The organism is Butyrivibrio sp. NC3005, from assembly GCF_000424545.1.
GTDB lineage: Bacteria > Bacillota > Clostridia > Lachnospirales > Lachnospiraceae > Butyrivibrio.
This window is the reverse complement of the sequence record NZ_AUKC01000007.1, coordinates 93484-115369: the sequence shown is the minus strand read 5'-3', so window position 1 is coordinate 115369 and position 21886 is coordinate 93484. Positions and strand designations below refer to the sequence as shown.

The 21886-nt window shown below is 34.9% G+C and carries 15 protein-coding genes; all 15 read right to left on the bottom strand.

The features are described 5' to 3' along the window. Window positions 1-66 precede the first annotated feature (66 nt). The 15 genes from G634_RS0103540 to G634_RS0103465 all read right to left on the bottom strand — a co-directional run bounded on the left by G634_RS0103540 (window position 67) and on the right by G634_RS0103465 (window position 21854). A complete protein-coding gene (locus G634_RS0103540; RefSeq protein WP_242826757.1) occupies window positions 67-1485 on the bottom strand; it encodes a M23 family metallopeptidase in 1419 nt (472 codons plus the stop codon). A 265-nt stretch (window positions 1486-1750) separates the two neighbouring features. Then, on the bottom strand, window positions 1751-2452 hold the full coding sequence (locus tag G634_RS17860) for a flavin reductase family protein (protein WP_051233658.1): 702 nt from the start codon (window positions 2450-2452) through the stop codon (window positions 1751-1753). 11 nt (window positions 2453-2463) lie between these two features. Then, a complete protein-coding gene (locus tag G634_RS0103530) occupies window positions 2464-3549 on the bottom strand; it encodes a hypothetical protein (RefSeq protein ID WP_026504129.1) in 1086 nt (361 codons plus the stop codon). Between the two features lie 319 nt (window positions 3550-3868). Further along, window positions 3869-4540, bottom strand: coding sequence for a GTP pyrophosphokinase (locus tag G634_RS0103520; protein ID WP_026504128.1), 672 nt, complete (start codon window positions 4538-4540; stop codon window positions 3869-3871). Between the two features lie 66 nt (window positions 4541-4606). Further along, a complete protein-coding gene (locus tag G634_RS0103515) occupies window positions 4607-5551 on the bottom strand; it encodes a glycosyltransferase (RefSeq protein ID WP_026504127.1) in 945 nt (314 codons plus the stop codon). A gap of 202 nt (window positions 5552-5753) precedes the next feature. Beyond that, window positions 5754-7124, bottom strand: coding sequence for an LCP family protein (locus G634_RS17855; RefSeq protein WP_155830499.1), 1371 nt, complete (start codon window positions 7122-7124; stop codon window positions 5754-5756). 237 nt (window positions 7125-7361) lie between these two features. Beyond that, window positions 7362-8771, bottom strand: a complete 1410-nt coding sequence (locus G634_RS0103505; protein WP_026504126.1) for an undecaprenyl-phosphate glucose phosphotransferase — start codon at window positions 8769-8771, stop codon at window positions 7362-7364. Between the two features lie 20 nt (window positions 8772-8791). After that, entirely contained in the window at window positions 8792-9745 is a 954-nt protein-coding gene (locus G634_RS0103500) for a glycosyltransferase family 2 protein (protein ID WP_026504125.1), read from the bottom strand. A 69-nt stretch (window positions 9746-9814) separates the two neighbouring features. After that, on the bottom strand, window positions 9815-11254 hold the full coding sequence (locus G634_RS17850) for a glycosyltransferase family 2 protein (RefSeq protein WP_051233657.1): 1440 nt from the start codon (window positions 11252-11254) through the stop codon (window positions 9815-9817). A 153-nt stretch (window positions 11255-11407) separates the two neighbouring features. Next, window positions 11408-13147 (bottom strand): phospho-sugar mutase, encoded by a 1740-nt coding sequence (locus tag G634_RS0103490; RefSeq protein WP_026504124.1) that lies wholly within the window; start codon window positions 13145-13147, stop codon window positions 11408-11410. Window positions 13148-13160: 13 nt separating this feature from the next. Next, window positions 13161-15176, bottom strand: coding sequence for a glycosyltransferase family 2 protein (locus G634_RS0103485; RefSeq protein ID WP_035798733.1), 2016 nt, complete (start codon window positions 15174-15176; stop codon window positions 13161-13163). 29 nt (window positions 15177-15205) lie between these two features. After that, window positions 15206-17266, bottom strand: coding sequence for a glycosyltransferase family 2 protein (locus tag G634_RS0103480; protein ID WP_035798730.1), 2061 nt, complete (start codon window positions 17264-17266; stop codon window positions 15206-15208). Between the two features lie 14 nt (window positions 17267-17280). Further along, window positions 17281-19428: a class I SAM-dependent methyltransferase gene (locus G634_RS20695; protein ID WP_081676447.1), complete on the bottom strand. Its 2148-nt coding sequence runs from the start codon at window positions 19426-19428 to the stop codon at window positions 17281-17283. Beyond that, window positions 19428-20774, bottom strand: a complete 1347-nt coding sequence (locus tag G634_RS0103470; protein ID WP_026504121.1) for an ABC transporter ATP-binding protein — start codon at window positions 20772-20774, stop codon at window positions 19428-19430. Before G634_RS0103470 ends, G634_RS20695 begins: the two co-directional genes overlap by 1 nt. A gap of 33 nt (window positions 20775-20807) precedes the next feature. After that, complete coding sequence (locus G634_RS0103465) at window positions 20808-21854, bottom strand: ABC transporter permease (RefSeq protein ID WP_242826756.1); 1047 nt, start codon at window positions 21852-21854, stop codon at window positions 20808-20810. Between the last annotated feature and the right edge of the window lie 32 nt (window positions 21855-21886).

The window sequence follows — 21886 nt, the reverse complement described above, 5'->3', positions numbered from 1 at the left end:
AAACATCTACAAACAAATCCATATTATAGCAAGGAATGTTTGTTTTGTAAATGTAATTTTATACAATTAGAGAATGGAGAACGGATTAACCTGCGTTCCATTTACCAATATCTCAAAATGCAGATGAGCACCCGTACTAACACCAGTATTTCCACTAAGTGCAATCTTTTCTCCTTGTCTTACTCTTTGACCAACAGATACAAGAACTCTTGATAAATGTCCATATCGTGTCTGCTTACCATCAGAATGGTTGATATATATACAATAACCATAACCACTTGCCCAGCCCGCTCTAGCTACTGTACCGCCAGAGGAAGCCATGACTGCTGTTCCTACAGGAGTCGCCCAGTCTATGCCCTTGTGGAAGGAACTGGCACCTCTTGTAGGCCTGTTACGTCTTCCAAATCCTGACGAGAGACGTCCTCCTGAAATCGGCTTAATGTACGTTGGAGGAACGAGTGTTCCTCGTTCTACTATAAGAGGAATAGCTTTTTTGGTTACTTCTTCTTTGATAGTTTCATTTTCTATCTTCGAATCATTCTGGTATGTATTCAAATTTACAACTCTATGATGGCCTGTCTGCTTTTCCTGAACTACTACACTCTTATTGGTAAACCAGGAATCATTATCAACATATTTTGTTTTTTCATCATAATCTTCTTCATAGCACTGAAGTTCGGTATGTATAATTGACAACTCCGGCTGAGGAACTGTAACTGTAAGTTCATCACCAACTCTTATCATGGAATTTTCATTCTCAAGCGATTCATTCATTGCTATAAGATCTTTTAAGCTCAAATTATATTTCATGGCAATTGCACCAAGTGTATCGCCAGAACGTACTTCATAAATCTGATTTTTTTCCTGATCTTTGGTGACACTTTCTATCGCTGTCTTAGTGTCGCTTATTTCATAAGTCGGTAGATATGCTTCGACGATTTCAACCTTATCTCCAAACTTCATATCCTGTATTCCGAGTTCATAATCAGAGAAATCCATACTCTTAAAATCAGTCTCGCCTTCAAATTCCGGATTTTCAAGTGCTAGTGCAACTCCAGCCTTCGGAAAAAGCGAATTAGCCTGTTCTTCTCTTTTCTTGATTATCTCGGTTGTATTTATTTTTGCTGTTAGAACATTAACTTCTCTATCAGGATCTGTGACAAGTTCAGGCGCAAACTTCTTGTCGGAATCATACTTACTCATTGCTGCCTCAAGAATAGTCTGAACATCTTCCATGCTTGCAACGTTTATAGAAAACTCATTTATCTTTATTGTAAAGCATCTTTGAAGAGTACTCTTTTTATTTCTGTTCAAAACATCCAGCATTTTTGATGAAAGCTCTTTTTCATCATCCACTGCCTGCCAAACGGCATGTTTTCCTGTAAATGAAAGCTTGGATTTTGCCATAACAAGCTCGTCACCATCACCGGCAAGCTTCTTTCTTGCCTTTCGAAGTGCGGATTTAGCATCGTTTTTATCTGACACTACTCCAACTTCCTCTCCATTCAGCCTGACAACATACACGTTATCACCAGACATATCAATTTTTTTTATATTTGGAAAAAATAGAATTGTCCATATTCCTACACAAACTAAAGATGTAGTATAAAACTTATATTTTATTTTTTTATAATGACTTGTAAATTGTTTCATTTAAAACTTGACATTACTAGTTCTTTTGCAAACAGTAATACTTTGGGTTTCCCCATACTCCCTTATTTTATTTACCCTTTTAAATTCCCTTTTATTATCACTTTTTTGGCTTCTTCTTTTTAAATGCAGCCTGTTTTTTTGAAGACTTTGAGACAAAAGACTTCGTTTTATCGAAAGACTTTTTAGATTTTGTTTTATATGAAGTCTTTTGATCTTTCCCGCCTGACTGTGAACTTACCTTTTTGGCAACTGAATAGCCGAATTTTCCAAGTTTTTCACCAAGTGCAAAATATTCTCCGTGGCTGTAACTTACAAGATCTGCCTTTTTCAAATCAAGAGTCTTATTTTCATCAAGATATCTATCATCAATATCAACGCACATAACTTCCGCTATAAACATATCATGTGTACCAAGCTTTATTACATCTTTAACTTTGCACTCGATATTTACAGGACTTTCAAGTATTCCTGGGGCAGAAATCATATTAGACTTTTGCTGTGTTAGATTCATTTCAGCAAATTTGTCATAGTCTCTTCCACTTCTAACACCGCACCAGTCTGCAGCTTTTGTTAGTTTTCGGTTCACAAGATTTACCACAAATTCACCTGACTCTTTTATGATGTCATATGAGTATCGTGACTCTCTTACAGAAATTGACAGCATAGCAGGTGTTGAACATATATTCCCCGCCCATGCAACTGTAATAATATTTGGCTTCTCACCCTTCCTTTGACAAGAAACCATCACTGCCGGAATTGGATATAACATATTTCCCGGTTTCCACATTTCTTTTGCCATTTTTCATTCCTTTACAATAACTGACATAACTCCAGGACCTTAATAATAAACATTGCCAATACAAAAATCAGTATTATGACATTAAGTCCCTTAGAGGATTTATTTTTTGATACCTGTCTGGACAGTTGATCAATTAATTCTTGCTGGTTTTTAATATCTTCTGATAATTTCTCAATTTCTCCGTGAAGCTCCGCAGAAGTTTCTTCAGCAATAATTCCAGCTAAAGAATCATTTTCTTTCTTGATATTATCAATTAGTTCAGCTGACTGTTTTTTTTGCTCTTCAACAATCGAACTTTGAACATTTCGATATACCTGAACACCTATGTCGTGAGTCTGTTTATCTGATTTATCAAAATGTTCATCCAAATACTTTTGCATATCCTGAAGTACTAATTCTGATAAACCTTTTTTCAGTTCTTCTATTTTAACAGAAAGCTCTGTCTGTTTCGAACTAAAATCATCAATTTTAGAAAAAAGTTCGCTGCTATTGCTCTTAATTTCAGCAATCCCCGAGCATATATCATCAGTTTTAGCAGAAAAGTCTCCGACTTTTCTATTCATATCCTCAATCTGACTTTTATCTTCGATTTTAAGGGATACATCTCTAAGTTTTAGAACTATATCTTCAAATTTTAAAGATACATTCTCTGTTTTTTGTTCAAAATCATCAATTTTTTCAAAGATAGCATCATCTTTTTCACTGCATGAATTAACGCCTTCAACTAGTGATTCAAATTTTGTCAGTACCGTAGTAGTGATATTAGATAATGCCTTAATATCTTTGGCCTGATTAGTCATAACCTGTATCATCTGTTTGATGCGCTCTTCGCTTATATTCAAACTGTTCTCATTAGTCTTCTTTTCAAGAAATGTTCTCATTTCTTGAAGAATATCACTTAGTTCGTTAGCTTTTTCTCTAATCTCATCCATTTCCTGCTGATGCTGCATAACCTGCGTACGTAATCGTTCTGTCTCAGCAGCCTCCGCAGCAGCATTAGCTTTTATCATTTCCTGAGCGCTTATTCTCTCTGCTACCCTATCCATTAGATTGTCCATGATCCTTTCTCCCCAAGTCTCATTGTTCCTTCTCTTCATAATCACTCTCCATTCATTCCAGTCCTCTTTTTTAAAATGGAATGTACATACACCTGAATTGCTCTCTTAAGCAATCAGTAACAATAATTACTACCGAGTTGCACAAATGCTATTGTATACATTGTACAACGTCTTCGGGAACTTTATGCTTTTTTTATGCAAATTAAATAGTTATTCATCACATGTTCATATTATGTTCACATTTATTAACTATAGTATATTCATACTCAATCAATGAGTTGTGCAACTATTCCAACTCGCAAGATAGATAATTTTTTCATAATAGCCCAGGCGCCGAAAGGTGTCTGGGCACTCCTCATTAATTAACCTTTTGCATCTCTAGTTTTTCTCGCTCTTTTTGAGCCGCAATTTCTTGTATCTCATTATTAAGCGCCAACATTCTGGTGTCAAGTTCTGAAACCATATGTGCACATTCTAAAAGCTCTGTATTGATATGAGTAGGCGCATTTCCTTCGAATTTATACTGAATTTTGTGCTCGAGTGAAGCCCAGAAATCCATAGCTACTGTACGTATTTGAATTTCTACGCGCGTATCTATAATTCTATCAGATAGATAAACAGGAACAGTTACTACCATATGGTAGCTTCTATAGCCGCTTGACTTGGGATTCATAATATAATCTTTTACAGCTATTGTCCTTATATCGCTCTGGTTACTGATCATATCTGCAATTTGATAGATATCATCAGAAAAAGAACATATTACACGAATACCTGCAATATCATTGACATATTTTACCATGTTTTCGATAGTTACGTCATATCCATGTCTTTTTAATTTTTTCACAATACTTTCAGAAGTCTTAATTCTGGATTTAATGTGCTCAATAGGGTTATAACGATGAACCTGCTGAAATTCGTCATTAAGAATTTCAATCTTAGTATTTATCTGCTTTAATGCAGAATGATAAATCAAGATAACTTCTTCCCATGTATGAATATCTTGCTCGTTTCCAATTTTAAGTTCCATACACTATCCCCTTTCCGAGACATCTTTTGGTACTATTTTCTTGCTTTACAGTACGCAGCAACCATATTATCTGTTATTCCAAAAGTTCTTGTTAAGACTACATTTTTTCACAAACCATTTAGGCAATACCTTATACATTTTTCCAAGTCTGAAACCTAAATATCTGCTTGATACTGAAAGAATATAGTATGGTATACGGTAAGATTTATGAATATCTTGAAGATACCTTACAGTTCCTTTAACCATTTTCATTCCTTCTGACTCAGAGACAATATTTGCAAATACTTCTGGATGCATCGCCTGGGAAACACCATTGTCAAAATTTCTGTGAAATTGCTGACTGCAACTGTAATTATGTGAATGAACAACGCCCGCTGTAGGCACATAACATATTGCATAATCAGCCTTTATTGCATTTCCTGCATAAACCATATCTTCATTAAATATTGCTTTTTTTAAAAAGCCTCCAAGCTTATCATATATTTGTCTTCTATACATTGCAGATACATTAGAGCAGAAAAAAGTCTTAATTCCAAGCACAGGTATATCTTTCTTGGTCTTTCTGATTGGTGATACGGAATAATTAAACTTTCTGGCATATAATTCTTCAGGGCTGCAATCATGTCTTGGAAGCTGTCGTGCATATGCTGCCGCAACGTTCTCATCTTTTTCGAAAACTCTACTAAGCTCTAATAAAAATGTTCTATCCGCTGGAATTGCATCTTGTGTCATACAAAGAAAAAGTTCCGAAGTGGAATATTCTTCAACTGCCTTTCTTCTGGTTCCACCATGATCAAACTCATTTTTTGAAATATGACTTATTATGATTTCAACATTATTATATCGATTTTTTAATTCTTCATCAGTAAAATTCTTAGAAAATTCACTTTTTTCCGTGTTCATTATAATAATCTTTTTAGGTAAAAGAGTTTGCTCACAAAGCCTATCTAAAAGAGTTAACAGTTCTTTCCCTGGTTTGTAGGTTGGTATAATTATATCTACATTAAACATTTTATTCTTTTCCTTAAAAAGAGTCGAGGTATTTCCCCGACTCCATATAATTTTTATCAGCTACTGTTCAAACAAAAATGTGCACTATCTTGCGCATTTCATGAGATAGTGTTATAAGAGCAAACTCAGGCAAGTTGAAATAAATTCACTCTATGCATCATCTCAAAGTACACTGTAATATTCTGTTGTGAACAACAACGTTTTAATAAAGTCCTGCTGTCTTTGAAGAAATAGTACCACTATAATTCTTTACTGTATCAGAAACTGCGTATCCGCTTTCATCAAACAGGAATTGATGTAACCATGAAACATTTGATTCAAGTGAAACAGGAACAATACTGCTGGCTCCGCCAACCTTACCTGTCCATCTTTGATTTTCCTGTGGAAACCCGTCATCTGCCACAATCTGATACTTAGTAATGTTACCCAGTAAATCTACTACATCTGAAAGTTTTAACGATGTTGCCATTTCATCAAATACTCTATTGGCAATATTTGTTAGAGTATTAACATTTGCTGTACGAGCTTTTGTCATTATAGCCTGAATCACTTCTCTTTGACGCTGCGCACGTGCGAAATCATTTCCTGCAGTATAACGTATTCTACAATAAGCAGTTGCCTGAAGTCCTGTAAGAGTCTGCACTCCAGGTGCTGTTACCGCTTTATACTTCTTGTTAAGCTCTTTAGCCATAGTGCTCTGATAGTTGTTAAGGTGTACAATTTCATCATCTTCTACGGATATCTCAACTCCACCAAGTTCATCAATAATATCTGTAAGACCACCAAAACCAATTGTAACAAAATCTCTAATATCCATGTCGAGATTAGTATTAAGCATGTTGATAGCCTGTTCAGGTCCACCATAGGAATAAGCTGCGTTACATTTTCCATACTGCTGTTTGCTGGAAAAAGATTGATTAAGATAAGTATCACGATAAACACTGCAAAGCTTAATAGCACCAGTCTTCTGATTTACAGACGCAATGATAATACAGTCAGTTCTTGTTCCACTGCTAAGTACTCCATCCCTTGAATCAACGCCAAACAAAGCTATGTTCCAATAATCTTTCATTGCAACGTTTTCATTAACTTTCTGGGCAATTTTTTTATTAATATCATCCTCATTAACCTTAACTTCTGTTACCTTGCTTACATTAAGTTTAAAGACAAAAAAACATGCAAAACTGGCTAAAAGAGCAATTACGATAAGTTCTACAATAATAATCGCAATTGAGCTCTTTTTATTCTTCCTTCTATGATTTTCAGGTCTTCTTGACATGTTCTGCCTACTTGATGAATTCTGAGGTCTTCTTCCATTTCCAGCTGGCCGTCTATAATCATCCTGAGGTCTTCTTTCTCCATAAGAAGTTCCTCTTGCCCCTTTAGAAGGCGCCGGTCTTCTACCCTGCTGTGAAATCTTTCTAGCAGCTTCAGTTCTATGCTGAGGTCTTCTTCTATCTGCTTCGCGATATTCCGAAAAATCCATTTCATCTCTTTGATATCTTCTGTTTGAATCAGCGCCAGATCTGCCCACAGGTCTAGAAGCTCTGTTTCGATTTTCATATTCTCCCATTTAAAAATCTTGCTCCTCTAACTCTTATTTATATTCTTTTCATCTTTAACACTCTTATTAAAACAAGTGCTCCTACACCACAAAAATAGCGCATTTAATTCTTCTAATAAACACGCTACTTTATATTTTGCCACATTTTGTATGTTCACGTCAATTTCATTCAAATACTGGCTACCAAGTAGTATTTTTCTTAATCCAGCAACCTACTCTTGCTCAAATAAAATAGTCGCAAAATTATTAGTACGCATTTTTATTGACAAAACCATGAAAAATAGTACCGAACAGGATTTCTATATCAAAACCCAACGTCCAGTTTTCTATATAATAAATATCATAATCAATTCTCTGTTTAATGGATGTATCACCTCTAAATCCATTTATTTGTGCCCATCCTGTTATACCAGGTCTAACTTGATGTTTAACCATATAACGTGGTATTTGTTCCTTGAACTTTTCTACGTAACTTGGTCTTTCAGGCCTTGGCCCTACAAGTGACATTGAGCCCATAAGAACATTGAAAAATTGAGGCATTTCATCAATACTTGTTTTTCTCAAAAATCTTCCAACAGGTGTTACCCTAGGGTCATTTTTTATAGTCCATGCTTTTGCTTCATCCTTAACATTCTGCGAAATCATTGTGCGGAATTTGTACATTTTAAAGGGTTTGCCGTTAAGTCCTATTCTTTCCTGCTTATATATAATTGAATCGTCTGTACTTATTCCTACCGCAATTGCAGCAAATATCATTGCAGGAGAAAAAATTATTATACATAAAAGTGAACCTATTATATCCACGATACGCTTTATAAGCTTATTCCATGTATCAGTCAAAGGTACATACCTGATGTTGATAACAGGTAACCCTTCAACATCTTCCGTATAGGGGTTACTGGGAAACAATGATGAGTAATCAGGAATAAACTTTGTATGAATTCCTGACTTCTCACTAATAGACACTAATTTTTCAAGACTGTCATAATGATCAAGAGCCAAGGTAATTGTTATTTCATCATACTCATTTTGCTCAATAAACTCTTGGAGCTGATTAATTTTACCTATCACTTTAACTTTATGATAAGCAGTTCCTACTGGCACTCTATTATCAAGAATTCCTGTTATAACATATCCCCACTGAGGATTATCCTCTATTCTTCTAATATAACTTTCAGCTGAACGAGAATATCCAACTAAAAGAACATGTTTTAAGTTGTATCCTTTTTCTCTAAAATACTGCAATATAAACCTTATAACAAGTCTTCCAAATGTACATAAAAAGATATTAACTCCAAAGAAAATAAACAACATTCCTCTAGAGAAATCACTTACTTGAATCATGTACAAACTCACAATAAATCCCGGAAGACCTATAAGATTTCCTTTAACTATCTTATAAAAATCACTTCTTCCATGTGATGTACGCCTAGATGCATACAGATTCACAAAATTATAAGCAAAAAGATAGCAGGGCACAATAAAATAAAGTGCCTTAAAATACACTTCTGCCGAATATGCAACCTTTACATCATTTGGGTCTGCAAATCTTGAATAAAATCGCATGTAATACGCAATTATATATGAAATCGCAACAACGCATCCATCAAGTATAACCTGCATGCGGTTGAGATGTTTTTGGTTATCCTTAATCATAATCCTCCCACTAACCTAAGTCAGCCAACCATTTTTATAATCGTATTATACCACAGTTCCATCTGTATCTTAACATAATATAACAAACGTCTTAACGTAAACTTAATTTTTTTATCAGGATTGTCCTTTATCTTTTTCAGTCCCTCTGAAATCCCCTGAAAATAAGGTTTTCCCAAGCCTTTTTTCAAAAAGAAACATCCTTTTAATCCTATTCCCAAAAGCAGCAACGGAAAATTTATTAAAAGCTGAAAAAGCGGCATGTTTTTCCATAAAAAATAGATATTATTTCCAGCACTAAATCTTTGCTTAAAAGGATTGTATCTTGAACCGCTTGTGGCGCTTCCTGCATGATACACTACAGCTTTTGGTTCTATAAGATTTGTATATCCATAAAGTCTTGCTCTATAACCTATATCTACATCTTCAAGGTAACAAAAATGAGCCACATCAAAAAAGCCTATTTCATCAAAGGCTTTTTTGTTATATAGTGCTGCACCTGCACAGGCACTTGTAATCTTTCTTATTCTGTTAAATCGTGATTTATTCCTATCTTTTCCAAGAGTAAAAGCCATTCCAAGCGCACAATAATAATCTCCGCTGTCATCAACAATGTCTTTGTTCTTCAAAGAAACCATCATTGCCTGAACCGAAAATACTCTTTTATTTTGTTCCATTGCTCTTTCAAGTCTTTCAATTGCATCATTTTCACATTCTGTGTCATTGTTCAAAAGAAAAACATATGGAGTGACTGCACTTTGTATTCCAACATTTACAGCATTTGAAAACCCTGTATTCTCGCCAAGTTTTATTAATTTTACAGGAAGACTTTCCAAATATTCCAAACTATCATCAGTTGAAGCATTATCAACAACTATTATGTCAACTTCAACCGTTTGATTTTTCACCGATTCAATACACTTTTCTAGATAGGCTTTCCCATTGTAATTGGGTATTATTACGGTGGTCTTTATCATTACAAACCTTTCTAAATTTAAGTTCTATCACTTCTTACTCATTTACTTTTCTAAAAGCAAACAGTACTCCTATTTTTGTTTCATCATAGGATCCCAGAGAATTTTATATCCCTGTTTCCTGACTACCTTGCAGAAACGAATACTTTCTCTTCGAATCTTCTCTTCATCCCAGTTTTTTGGAATTTCAATCCTATGTCCTGTTTCTTTTTCATAAGATGTTGTTTCAAACACTTCATCACTTGATTTAAGTGCCATTCTTTCTTTTTTCCCAAGATAGGTTAATCCCGTAACTTCTTTTAATAATGGTCTAAGATTTTTTCTAATTTTCATACATCTTAAATCAACAGCCTCAGCATCCTGCTGACACACAGCTCTATGCTGAAATCCTCCACTAAAACCTTTATGAAGTCCTTTAAACATAACTTCACCATTTTCCTTATAAAGGCCTCCAACTATCTCATTGCTTTTTCCATAGATTGTTCCACCAACAACTCCTATATCTCTTCTTGCCTTGAAAATTCCATCCGGATAGCTGACTCTGTAAAAGCCAACATGAGGAAGGTCTGTAACTTCAGCCTTTATTCCCGAAGCATTAAGATTATCTTCAACATTTCTTCTTCCAGCATTATAAGCATAGGATTTGCTCTCAGGATTAACAGCGGTAGAATTATTATGACATCTCCAATGATACAAAACTCTTGGAATATGCACTATATTTTTTTCATCCGAATTAATTGTAGCCTGCATGCAAACTCTAAGAATCATATCAAAATCCTGAGCACCATCATAGTACTCTCTAAATTTGATTTCCTTCAAAATATCTGTTCGCACTGCAGTAAAATGACAGATATAGTTATTAGAAAGAAGATAATCAAAATTATAATCCGGCTTTATATGCGGCTCATAAAATTTTCTTCCCTCTCCATCACACTTATCTTCATCTGAATAAAGAAGTCTAATAGGATAATTACTCTCAGACAGTGTAGATGAACCAAGTATTTTTTTAGCAAAATGATATAGTGCATCACCACTTAATAAATCATCATGATCTAAAAGAGCGCAATAATCTCCATTGGCAAGTTCTAATGCTTTATTGGTATTCTCTGATATTCCACTATTTTTTTCTAAATGAACATATCTTATTCTATGATCTGAATATTCGTCTGCAATCTGCTTTAATACAGGAACTTTTGAAGCATCTGCAAGAATCAGTTCAAAGTCAGGATATGTTTGTGAAAGAACAGATGATACCATTTCCTTAAAATATGTAACCGGTGTATTATAACATGGAACAAGTATACTGAAAAATGGCATTTTTTTACCGCCATTTTTCTCTCCTAGTTTCCATGATTTTACCTCTTCTCTTTCTCTAATCAATTCATTATCTGAAGGTGCGTTAAAAACATATGGAACTTTACTGTCACCAAGCCTCTCCAAGGCTGCATAACATGCCGACTTAATTCCATTTCTTTTTGCGTAATTAATTGTTTTTCTAATTGAATTAAGCATTTTGTCACCTCAAATCCAATAGTTGCCAACAGGCAATCAAAAACTCTTTTCCTAGATAGCCTTTATGATTATAGCCTTTTTTCACAACAAAAAACAGACTTTTGAGCAATTTAGTTACACAAAAATCTGTTTTCTAATATTTTTATTATGTTTTTACTTTATCAAAGCTTTAACTGCGTTTGTAAGTTCTTCTTCTTTTTGATTTGCTTCTTCAAGGCTTTCTGCCTTCACACCCATATAGAACTTGATTTTGGGTTCTGTACCAGATGGCCTTGCACAGCACCAGCAATCGTCATTAAGAGCAAAATAAAGAACGTTAGAAACAGGAAGATTTGTACGCTTTTTGTTTCCGGTTGCAAGTTCAATCACCTCACCGCTCTTATAATCTCTGAACTCTTCAACATTCCATTCTCCAAAAGTCTTTGGTGGATTACTTCTGAGCTTTTCCATGATTGCACTTATCTGTTTTGCTCCTTCAATACCCTTCATGGTAATAGAATACTGACCTTCCTTGTAGAAGCCATACTCATTGTACATGTCAAGCATTGCATCATATATTGTTTTGTTATTCTTCTTATAGAATGCAGCAAGTTCGCATAACATCATAACTGCTACTACAGCATCCTTATCTCTTGCATGTGTTCCTGCAAGGCAGCCATAGCTTTCTTCAAGTCCGAATACATAACTATACTCATTGTTGTTTTCTTCAAAGAACTTAATCTGCTCTCCGATATACTTAAAACCAGTAAGTACTTCTACAAAATGCTGATTATACTTTTCTGCAACTTTTCTCGCCATGTTAGTAGTAACTATTGTTGTTACAAAAGCCGGATTAGCAGGCATCTTACAAAGAGCCTTTCGCTCACGAAGGATGTATTCTCCAATAAGCATACCTGACATATTACCTGTAAACTGCTTATATTCACCAGTCTTTGAATCTTTTGCATATACACCAAGTCTATCTGCATCAGGATCTGTTGCAAGAACAATGTCTGCATCCTTTTCCTTGGCAAGTTTAAGAGCAAGTTCAAATGCCTTCGGATCTTCTGGGTTAGGATACTCAAGTGTTGTAAACTTTGGATCTGGAAGTTCCTGCTCCGGAACTACGTATACATTCTTAAAACCAAGTTCCTTAAGCACACGTCTAACCGGCTTATTGCCTGTCCCGTGGAAAGGAGTATAAACAATGCTGAGTTTATCAGCCATTTCCTGAATAATTTCTGGATGAAGTATCTGCTTTTTAAGTTCAGCCATATACGCATCATCAATTTCATCTAAAACGAAATTATATAATCCGCTTTCCATAGCTTCTTTCTTAGATATAGTTTTAACATCATTATAATTTGTAATAGACTTGACTTCTTCGATAATACCTTTATCATGAGGAGGCGTAATCTGCGCGCCGTCTTCCCAATACACTTTATATCCATTATATTCCGGAGGATTGTGGCTTGCTGTAATCATTACACCTGCTATACATCCAAGATATCTAAGTGCAAATGAAAGCTCAGGTGTAGGACGAAGTTCTTTAAAAATATAAGCTTTAATTCCGTTTGCTGCCAGACATCTTGCAGTCTCGTCTGCAAATTCTGGAGAATATAGCCTACAGTCAAAAGAAATAGCTACTCCTTTTTTCTTTCCTTCTTCGCCTGCGTTTTTTACAATGTAATTAGCAAGTCCCTGAGTCGCCTTACGAACTGTATAGATATTCATTCTATTAGTTCCATTACCTATGACTCCCCTAAGTCCGCCTGTACCAAATTCTAGTTCGCGATAGAATCTATCTTCAACTTCTTCTTTATTGTTTCTGATAGCTAAAAGTTCTTTTTTTACTTCGTCATCAAAATACGGATCATTTAACCAATACTCAAACTGTTCTTGTGCTTTGCTCATTTTTAACTTCCTTTCATTCTCCTCCAAGAATTGTATTTCCAATTCCTTTGAGATTTATAGAAAAATCGCTTCTATCCAAAGAAAAATTCGGATTATAATATGGATCGCCTTTATCCAAAACATCTTTCCATTTTGTCTTGAATTTATCTGATTCCAAAGCGTATCTCTTTGCCTTTTCTCCTTCATTATCAAGTCCTCTGGATAATGATTCATAATGATAAAGCTCTGCAAAAGGAGTAAATACATTTAAATATTTTTTCTCTCTAAGTTTAAGGCAAAAATCCACATCATTTAATGATATTTCAAAATCTTCTCCAAAGCCCCCAACCTCATCATACTTTTGTCTGGAAACCATAAGACAAGCCCCTGTCACTGCACTCATATCCTGTGCATAGCATAATCTTCCCATGTACCCAAGATTCTGACCAGCCTGTCCATAGTGAGCATGACCTGCTGTTCTATGTGCACCTAGACGAAGAATTATTCCTGCATGCTGAATCTTCCTGTTAGGGAAATATAATTTTCCACCTACTGCCCCGACATCACTTCTTTGTGCATACATAAGAAGTTCTTCCATCCAATTTACTGTAATAACCGAAGTATCATTGTTCAATAAAAGAACATATTCACCGCTAGAATTCTTAACACCAAAATTTACTACCTGCGAATAATTAAAGCTTTTCTGCTTTCCGAAATCTACAACTTTAACAATAGACTTATATTCACCCTGCTCAAGTTCTTTGTAGTAATTTCTTATGGCATTACTTGTACTGTTATTCTCTACAACTACAATTTCATAATTTTCATATGTAGATTTCTCTATTATTGAGTTTATGCATCTTCTAAGATCTTCTTCATGATCACAGTTTGGTATTATGATGGAAATCTTAGGATTATTCTTTATATCATATGTAATCTTGAAAATAGTCTCAAAAGCTCTAGTACTTGTAATAGAAAAATTTTCGAAACCATGTCTTCTAAGATGGTCTGCAACTGCACCTCTTGCAGCCTCTATAGCATAATCTTTAGCTGTAATACTTGATGCTACTGAACCTGCGTGAGATCTCCAATAATATAAGATTCTAGGAATATGTACGATATTCTTGGCATTATCAGTCAAGCGAAGGATCATATCATGATCTTGGCTTCCATCAAATTCTTTTCTAAAAAGCTCTGTTTCTGATAACAAATCTCTTAAAAACACTGAAAAATGACAAATATAGTTGTTTGCTCTTAATGTATCTACTGCATAATCAGGTTTAAAATGCATTGTAATCATATTATCTACGCTGTCATTATGGAATGTTGCTTCATCACAATAAAGATAATCAGCGTTCTGTTCATTAATTGCCTTAACATATGCAAACAATACTTCTGGATGAAGAATATCATCATGGTCAAGAAGTCCTATGTACTCTCCTGTAGCCATCTTAAGACATTCATTAGTATTTCCAGAAATACCATCATTTACTTTGAGCTTCTCGTAGGATATTCTTCCTTTTTTGTCTTTTTCCTGATATTCTTTTACAATCTCAGCTACTCTACCATGATCTTTATCACTGCCATCAGCAAGACAAAGTTGCCAGTTCTGATAAGTCTGATTTATAACCGATTCAATCATGTCACGCAAAAACTTCTCAGGGGTATTATAAAGAGGTGTAAGGATACTGATTTTCACCATCTTTGGAAAAACAGTTTTCTCCTCCTGTTCTCTTGTAGCTACATCTGGAAAACTAACTGTTCCATAAAAAGCCTTAGCTTTCTTTTCTCTTTGTTTATACTTAATTTTACGAACAACACCAGCAAGAGAGCCTTGATTTGCCACTCTATCCTTCTGTCGAATTACAAAGTGCATTACATCTCTAGCAGGCTTGGAAGCTTTCCATATAGGATTGTTTTTGATATGGTCAAGCTTTGCCTGAATTTCTTGATTTTTATCCTCAAGTCTTGCAACTTTCTGAGCTAACGCTGCACTTTTCAATCGCTCATGCTCATATGCACTCTTATAATCCTTTTCTTCATTTGCCATGATGCCTCTACATCCCTTCAATACTTTATTTATCCAACGCTAATTGCTTTTTCTTCCCAGTTCATTACTCTGGTTCTTCCTGTCTTGTCAAAATATACCATTCCTATCTGATAATATCCTGCAGGAAGAGCCTTTTGGGCTATACGCACTCTATAACCTGTAAGCTCAACATTAACCTGGTCAGATATATTCTTGCGAATATCTTCCCTCAAATCATCATTTACATCAAAAGAATAAACTTTCTTCTCAACAGGTGTAAAGTCTGTTCCAGATTTTACTCTCTTAAGCACAAGTTTTCTTTTATAAATACTATTGTCACTTCCTATTACAAAGCTATAACCAGAAACAAGATATCCTTCACTACTTTTTTCTTTGTTCTTGTTCTTTCCTGTATAATATAATCTGTTCCATTTCTTAAGTGTGCCTTTGTACTCAACTCTTACCCATACACAGTCATTTTTCCATTGTGCAGGGTATCCATTTTTAACTATTTCAGGCATAGATACTCCTAGATGATCAGCAGGAACAGTTTTCTCATAAGCAAGTATCTCATATTCAGGATGAACTCGTCTTCCATCTAGATATTTGTGATAGAACGGATCTCTGTCATACATATCCGCATGCTTTCCAAAAAGAATATCATTTTCCTTGAGCATTCTTTCAAGTTTAGCAGCGTCCTGATTATCATCACCTCTGCTAAGAGATTCATGATGAAAAAGAGATATATGATTGCAACAAACATTATAATAACCTTTTTTGAGCAATCTATAATTCAAATCAACATCATTGAAAGCAACTGCCATATTCTCATCGTATTTTCCAGCCTCAACAAAGTGTTCTTTGGTCATAAGTATGCATGCTGCAGTTACTCCTGCCATATCATGTATACCTCTGTTCATACGAAAATAGTATTCCTTAGAATCATCAAGCCTTTGTAACTTGTGCATAGGCCCTAAATGAATGTTAGTAATACCTGCGTGCTGTATAAGATTTTTTTCAGGATACAGAAGTTTTGCTCCTACCGCTCCTACATAGCTTTTCTCAGCCTGATATACAAGTTCTGTAAGCCACATGGAATCAACAATCTCAATATCGTCATTCAGAAACAGAACCATATCACCTTGTGATTTATCAGCTCCAAGGTTGCACATTTTCGAGAAATTAAAATCCATTTTCTGGTACAGATATTCTATATTTATAAGATTTATCTTACTAATTCCTCTTTCACGCGATGTTTGAAGCATTTCTTCAATTTTGGTCTTGTTGTCATCACTACTTCCATTATCTACAACAATTATTTCTATTTTCAGCTGTGAACTTTTCTGGCTTATATCGATAAGAGAGTTAATACATTGTCCTAATATATCTGGATGATCTTTGGACGGAATAACAATTGATACCACATGATTTTTTTCAAGCTTATGATACTGCTTATGGAATGGTCTTCCATAGAAGAGGCTTTCTTTACTATCTCTGTGAAAAAGTATTTCATCAACATGTCCAATAGGAAAATCCATTTTTTCCCTTTTCTCAAATCCCTTGCAAAGTTTTGCTATTGTACCAAAAAGCCTGTCAGCAGCAATAACTTTTGTTCCTTCTGCTCCATAAAATCCTCTGCCTGACTCAATTTCATAAATAGCCTTTCTAACAATTCCTGTCCTTGCAGCAAAGATGCTCCCTATATAAAATGCGTTCTCATAAGAATCGGGAGACCAATCTGGTTTTAGATAAGGATTTGATAAATAACCACTCTCAGATACTTCATCTTCATCGGCATATGCAAGCTGCACATTTTCATGCGTTGCAAAAAAATGGCCAAACCACGAATCAGCACATTCTAATATTCTTCCTCTTCTGCACGCAAAAATTACCGGAGTATCATCCGGCAAATCTTCCATTTGAGTCAAAATTTTTGATGAAATCTGGTCATAAAAAATCCGGAGCATTTTTTCATGTTCCGGAAATCCGGTTTCTTTTTTTTCAAATTCATTTACAAAATCATCATAATAAAAACGTACATGGCGCACCCTCCTATCATAGTCAGCGTGCGCTTTTTCTGTAAGTTTTTTTCGAATATATTGTTTTAACATTATATTACTAATCCTTAAATTGTTTTTAGGATATCCTTTATTTTGCCAATTCCATGAGACTGTTCCTGCGGAATTTCCTCAGTTGGTCTTTGCTGGTAGGAAATGATATCTCCTGCAACTTTTCTGTCAAGTTTTACCTTCGTAAAGGTAATAGAAAATCTATTTATGGCACGTCTCTTAAGCTTACTTTCCCTAAACTTAAAAGTCACACCTGGATCATCTGTTCCAAAAATAAGCGAATGATTAGAGAGCCAAACTCCATTTGGATATATCTTGAGCTTATCCTGATCGATAAACACTTCAACATCATTCCACAATACACTCTCAATTGTCATCATACAAGTAGTGATAGCAGGATCTATTCTGATATCTCTTACACCATCTTCAAGTTCAAGATTAATAGTAACTCTTCCATCTGCATCATACTTTTCAGGAACATACTGTGACTGTTCTTCTGAAAGTCCCTGTCCATAATCAAAATATACTTGTATTCTGTCATCAAGAATCTCGTGATCATGTGTCAGTCTATCTGGCTTCATTTCCTCGGGGACAGTTACTTTTCTTCCAATCTTATTCCACATCTCAACAAGAGACTTACGATTATTAGTAACATATTTCTGGAATTCTGCCTCAACCTCTAAAAGACGCTCTTGTTCTTTCTCGTCAATTCCAAGCATTTCATAGAATTGTTCTACATTTATTTTGCGTCTTCTAGGATCTTCTTCAAGATAGCAGTAAAGCGCTCTGAAAGCAATTTCTTTTGCAGGAATCTGCCTTCCATAAGTCCATTCATAATCTATTACAGTCCACTTATCTTTATCTACCAGAATATTACTAAAAATAAGATCATAGTCAGCAACTTCTACATCTTCATGGTAAGAAGTTCTTCTCATATATTCTTCAAAAAGAGCTTTGAATCCTTCCATGTCATCTGCCATAATACATCTGTCCATAAGCGCTGAAAGTGGTTCTCCCTCTACAAACGGAAATGCTGCTGCACCTGTTGTAGGATTGACATTACACTCGTTTATTTCCAATTCACCACCTTCATAACGCTCTTTGAGCGCAACATAGGCATTTCTTATATTCTTTATATGCACCTTTGCCTTTTCTGTCATAGGCGTTTTAGTAATGAGAGTATGTCTCATAATATCAAGAGTTATGTCTGTACGAATCTTAAATTCATCACCTCTGTCATTACTGAATTTACTAAACACCGTAGGAAATCCATTTCCAATTATTATTTCAAAAGAGTTTGCAAAATCCGGATACATTCCATCCTTTATCAAGGAATCATATGCATACTTCTCATCAAAAAGACGCATTCTCGGATTGTCAAAGTTTCTTACACAATCAGACAATTCTCCAAGTCCTGGTAAATATATATCAGAATGAATCATTGTAGGAAGTTTATAATCAGGATATGGATAATAAAAATGGTAATTTTTTATTCCACATTTTTTCATAAGGCTGATAAGAGCGTTACGAGTAAAGGTTCTGGCTACGCTCTCTTTTGTATACCCTTCAATTCCTGAAAAATAAGTTCCAAGATGATCTTCTCTACATCCTGCAAAATATTTAAGACCTGTTCTATTCTCTATCGCAATTACTATTCTTCCATTGATACTAAGGTGCTTTTGAAGCATCTTAATAAAATCTTCGTATGGAGTATCACCTCCAATATAACTCTGACCATATTCAAATACTCCAATAAGGAATATATAATCAAAATCATTTGGAAGATCTGGCTCAATATCGGTAAAATTACCAATATGAATAGTGATGTTATCACAGTCTTTGTTTCGATAAGCATTTATTTCACTTCTTTTTTGTGATAACTCTACGCATGTTACTGAAGCCGCTTTTTCTGCAAGCTTACCTGTAATAGCTCCGCATCCTGCTCCGACTTCAAGAACTTTCTCCATGTGATTCATTGGAATCCATTCAACGATATTACTTCTCATCTCAGAAAGATGATAGAGTACCGGCCAACTAGCATACTCTTCAATAATCTGTGGAAACTCCTCTTTGGTATGATTCTTCACAATATCCAAAAGCTGATCTTCAACTGCACCATCACAGTAAAGATCCTTTCCACTGTAGTGATCTAAATTAAGCTTTACATTTCCGATTTTGGCTTCGCCAGACAAATTAATACTCATTATTCCACTGTTACCTTTGAATTCATATCATAGTAGCCTACGGTATTCTTATCAGATATAACCGTAATGTTAAGTGCATCATAGAGGCGGTGATAAACCGTAAATACTTCCTGCTCATACCCTGTCACACCAAATGAAACCAGATACTCTCCGCCCTGCAGGTCCATTTTCTGAACGAATGTGATATGCTTTCTATCACCCGCTTTCACTGAATCAAGAAATGCCTTCTCAAACATTGTATTTGTTCCAGTTATCTCTATACCCAGTATATTCTTTATTGTAAATGCAAAAATAGGTGCCGCTGCATCCTTTTTAAATTCTACATCCATATGTATAGAAAATGTAGTCCCTTTTTGTAAAGTTGATATTTTTCTTCCAGCTTCATCGGTCATATAATAATCGACAATTTCAGCTGTATCATTACCATATTCAAAAGCATTTGGATTTCTGGTATTTAAATCTTTTTTCTTTGGTAACTTTTGCTCACTTGCCTTTGATCCTACAAGTGCATCTGAGGCATCTGAATCTTCTTTGGCAAGTTTTCTTATATCCTCATCTTCCAAAAGATTTTTTACGGGCACAGGATTTTCTTTTGGCTGATACTGACCAACCAAGACCTGCTTGTAGATATCTATCATTTCTTTTGGAGATCCTTCGCCTATTTTAACACCTTGATTTATAAGAACTGCTCTATCACAATACTTACTAATACTCGAAAGATCATGTGAAACAAAAAGAATTGTCTTACCCTGCTTCTTGAATTCTTCAAACTTGTGATAACATTTTGCCTGAAAGAAAACATCACCAACTGACAAAGCTTCATCAATAATAAGTATCTCTGGATCGATATTTATTGCAAGTGCAAATGCGAGTCTTACGAACATACCACTTGAATATGTTTTAACCGGTTGGTAAACATATTCGCCTATATCAGCAAAATCAAGAATTGCATCAATTCTTTTTTCTATTTCTTCTTCGGAAAATCCAATCATCATACCATTTAGGTAGATATTGTCTATTCCGTTATATTCCATATTAAATCCGGCTCCCAGTTCCAACAAAGCTGATATATGACCATCAACTTTTACAGTTCCCTTTGTTGGTGTCAAAACACCGGTTACGATTTTAAGAAGTGTTGATTTTCCAGAACCATTTGTTCCTATAATACCAACAGTCTCACCTCGATATATTTTTAAATCAATATCATTTAAAGCAAGTTTTTCATGATATTTTTTCTGTTTACTTAAACCAAGTGCCTCTTTAAGTCTGTCAATATTGTGCTCGTATAATTTATATTGTTTGGTTACATGACTTACGTCTATTGCCACATCTTTTTTTTCTATCATATTTTCCTTTTCCATCTCGTTCATGATTAGGCATTACAACATATCTGCAAAGTGAACCTTGGATTTCTTGAATATCAATGAACCCAGGCAGAATATTCCGATTGTTACAATCCAAAAATATGTTGTGGAATAGAAGTGTTCAAAAAACCATCTTTGTTCATAAATTGAACTTCTATATCCTTCAACTAGATATGTTACAGGATTCAACTTTATAATCCACTGGATTCTATAATCAAAACCGCCAATATTCCACAATATAGGTGTAGCCCACTGTCCAAGCTGAAGACCAATATTAATTATCTGCATTAAATCTCTAAAAAATACCTGAACTGCTGCTGTTACATAACTCATCGCCAAAAGAAGCATAAATTCGCAAAACATATAATAAAATATTTGCAAAGTATAAGCACTTGGTGCAAAACCGCCAATCCATGCTGCCGCAACTAATATAATGCAGAAAAATAAATGTGTAAATGTTGCTGCAATAAGCTTAATAAGTGGAAGAATGCTTATTTTAAATACGACTTTTTTTACCAGATAACTATATTCCAAAAGGGATGTTGTACCATTTGAAAGTCCTTCCATAAAATAAAACCACGGAACAAGACCAGCCATAAGAAAGATTACATAGGGAACAGGAAGACCACGTCCAAAAACACTTGCTTTTGCCTGCATAATCTTATCAAACACAAACCAATACATTAATATAGTGACAAGCGGCTGTGTAAATGCCCAAACTGAACCAAGATAAGAACCAGCATAACGCTTTCGGAAATCATTAAGTGACATTCTCCAAATAAGTCTACGATTATCCCAAAGTTCCATTGGAACAACCATGATTCGGTCATATTTAACTATGTAGATAATACAGGATAATGAAATAAGAACACATGCACACACTTTTTTTAGCATTTCTGTGTGAGCATCTGCTCCTGGATTATAATGAAAAATAATTAGAGATGCTAAAATTGCTGCAAGTACAACAAAAACAAGGATTCCTGCCCATTTTGGAAGTATGCCTATTCCTGGAAGTCGCTTTATTTCAGCAGAATCCTGTCTTCTATTTCCTTTATTAACCAAAACACTTTCCTCAAACAAAGCAAATTTGCTTT

Bases quoted from the DNA above. Each gene is read 5' to 3' on its own strand.
- G634_RS0103505 (WP_026504126.1), bottom strand. From the start codon at position 8,771: ATGATTAAGGATAACCAAAAACATCTCAACCGCATGCAGGTTATACTT.
- G634_RS20695 (WP_081676447.1), bottom strand. From the start codon at position 19,428: ATGAGTATTAATTTGTCTGGCGAAGCCAAAATCGGAAATGTAAAGCTT.
- G634_RS0103500 (WP_026504125.1), bottom strand. From the start codon at position 9,745: ATGATAAAGACCACCGTAATAATACCCAATTACAATGGGAAAGCCTAT.
- G634_RS17860 (WP_051233658.1), bottom strand. From the start codon at position 2,452: ATGGCAAAAGAAATGTGGAAACCGGGAAATATGTTATATCCAATTCCG.
- G634_RS0103490 (WP_026504124.1), bottom strand. From the start codon at position 13,147: ATGAGCAAAGCACAAGAACAGTTTGAGTATTGGTTAAATGATCCGTAT.
- G634_RS0103515 (WP_026504127.1), bottom strand. From the start codon at position 5,551: ATGTTTAATGTAGATATAATTATACCAACCTACAAACCAGGGAAAGAA.
- G634_RS0103470 (WP_026504121.1), bottom strand. From the start codon at position 20,774: ATGATAGAAAAAAAAGATGTGGCAATAGACGTAAGTCATGTAACCAAA.
- G634_RS0103485 (WP_035798733.1), bottom strand. From the start codon at position 15,176: ATGGCAAATGAAGAAAAGGATTATAAGAGTGCATATGAGCATGAGCGA.
- G634_RS0103530 (WP_026504129.1), bottom strand. From the start codon at position 3,549: ATGAAGAGAAGGAACAATGAGACTTGGGGAGAAAGGATCATGGACAAT.
- G634_RS17850 (WP_051233657.1), bottom strand. From the start codon at position 11,254: ATGCTTAATTCAATTAGAAAAACAATTAATTACGCAAAAAGAAATGGA.
- G634_RS0103480 (WP_035798730.1), bottom strand. From the start codon at position 17,266: ATGTTAAAACAATATATTCGAAAAAAACTTACAGAAAAAGCGCACGCT.
- G634_RS0103520 (WP_026504128.1), bottom strand. From the start codon at position 4,540: ATGGAACTTAAAATTGGAAACGAGCAAGATATTCATACATGGGAAGAA.
- G634_RS17855 (WP_155830499.1), bottom strand. From the start codon at position 7,124: ATGGGAGAATATGAAAATCGAAACAGAGCTTCTAGACCTGTGGGCAGA.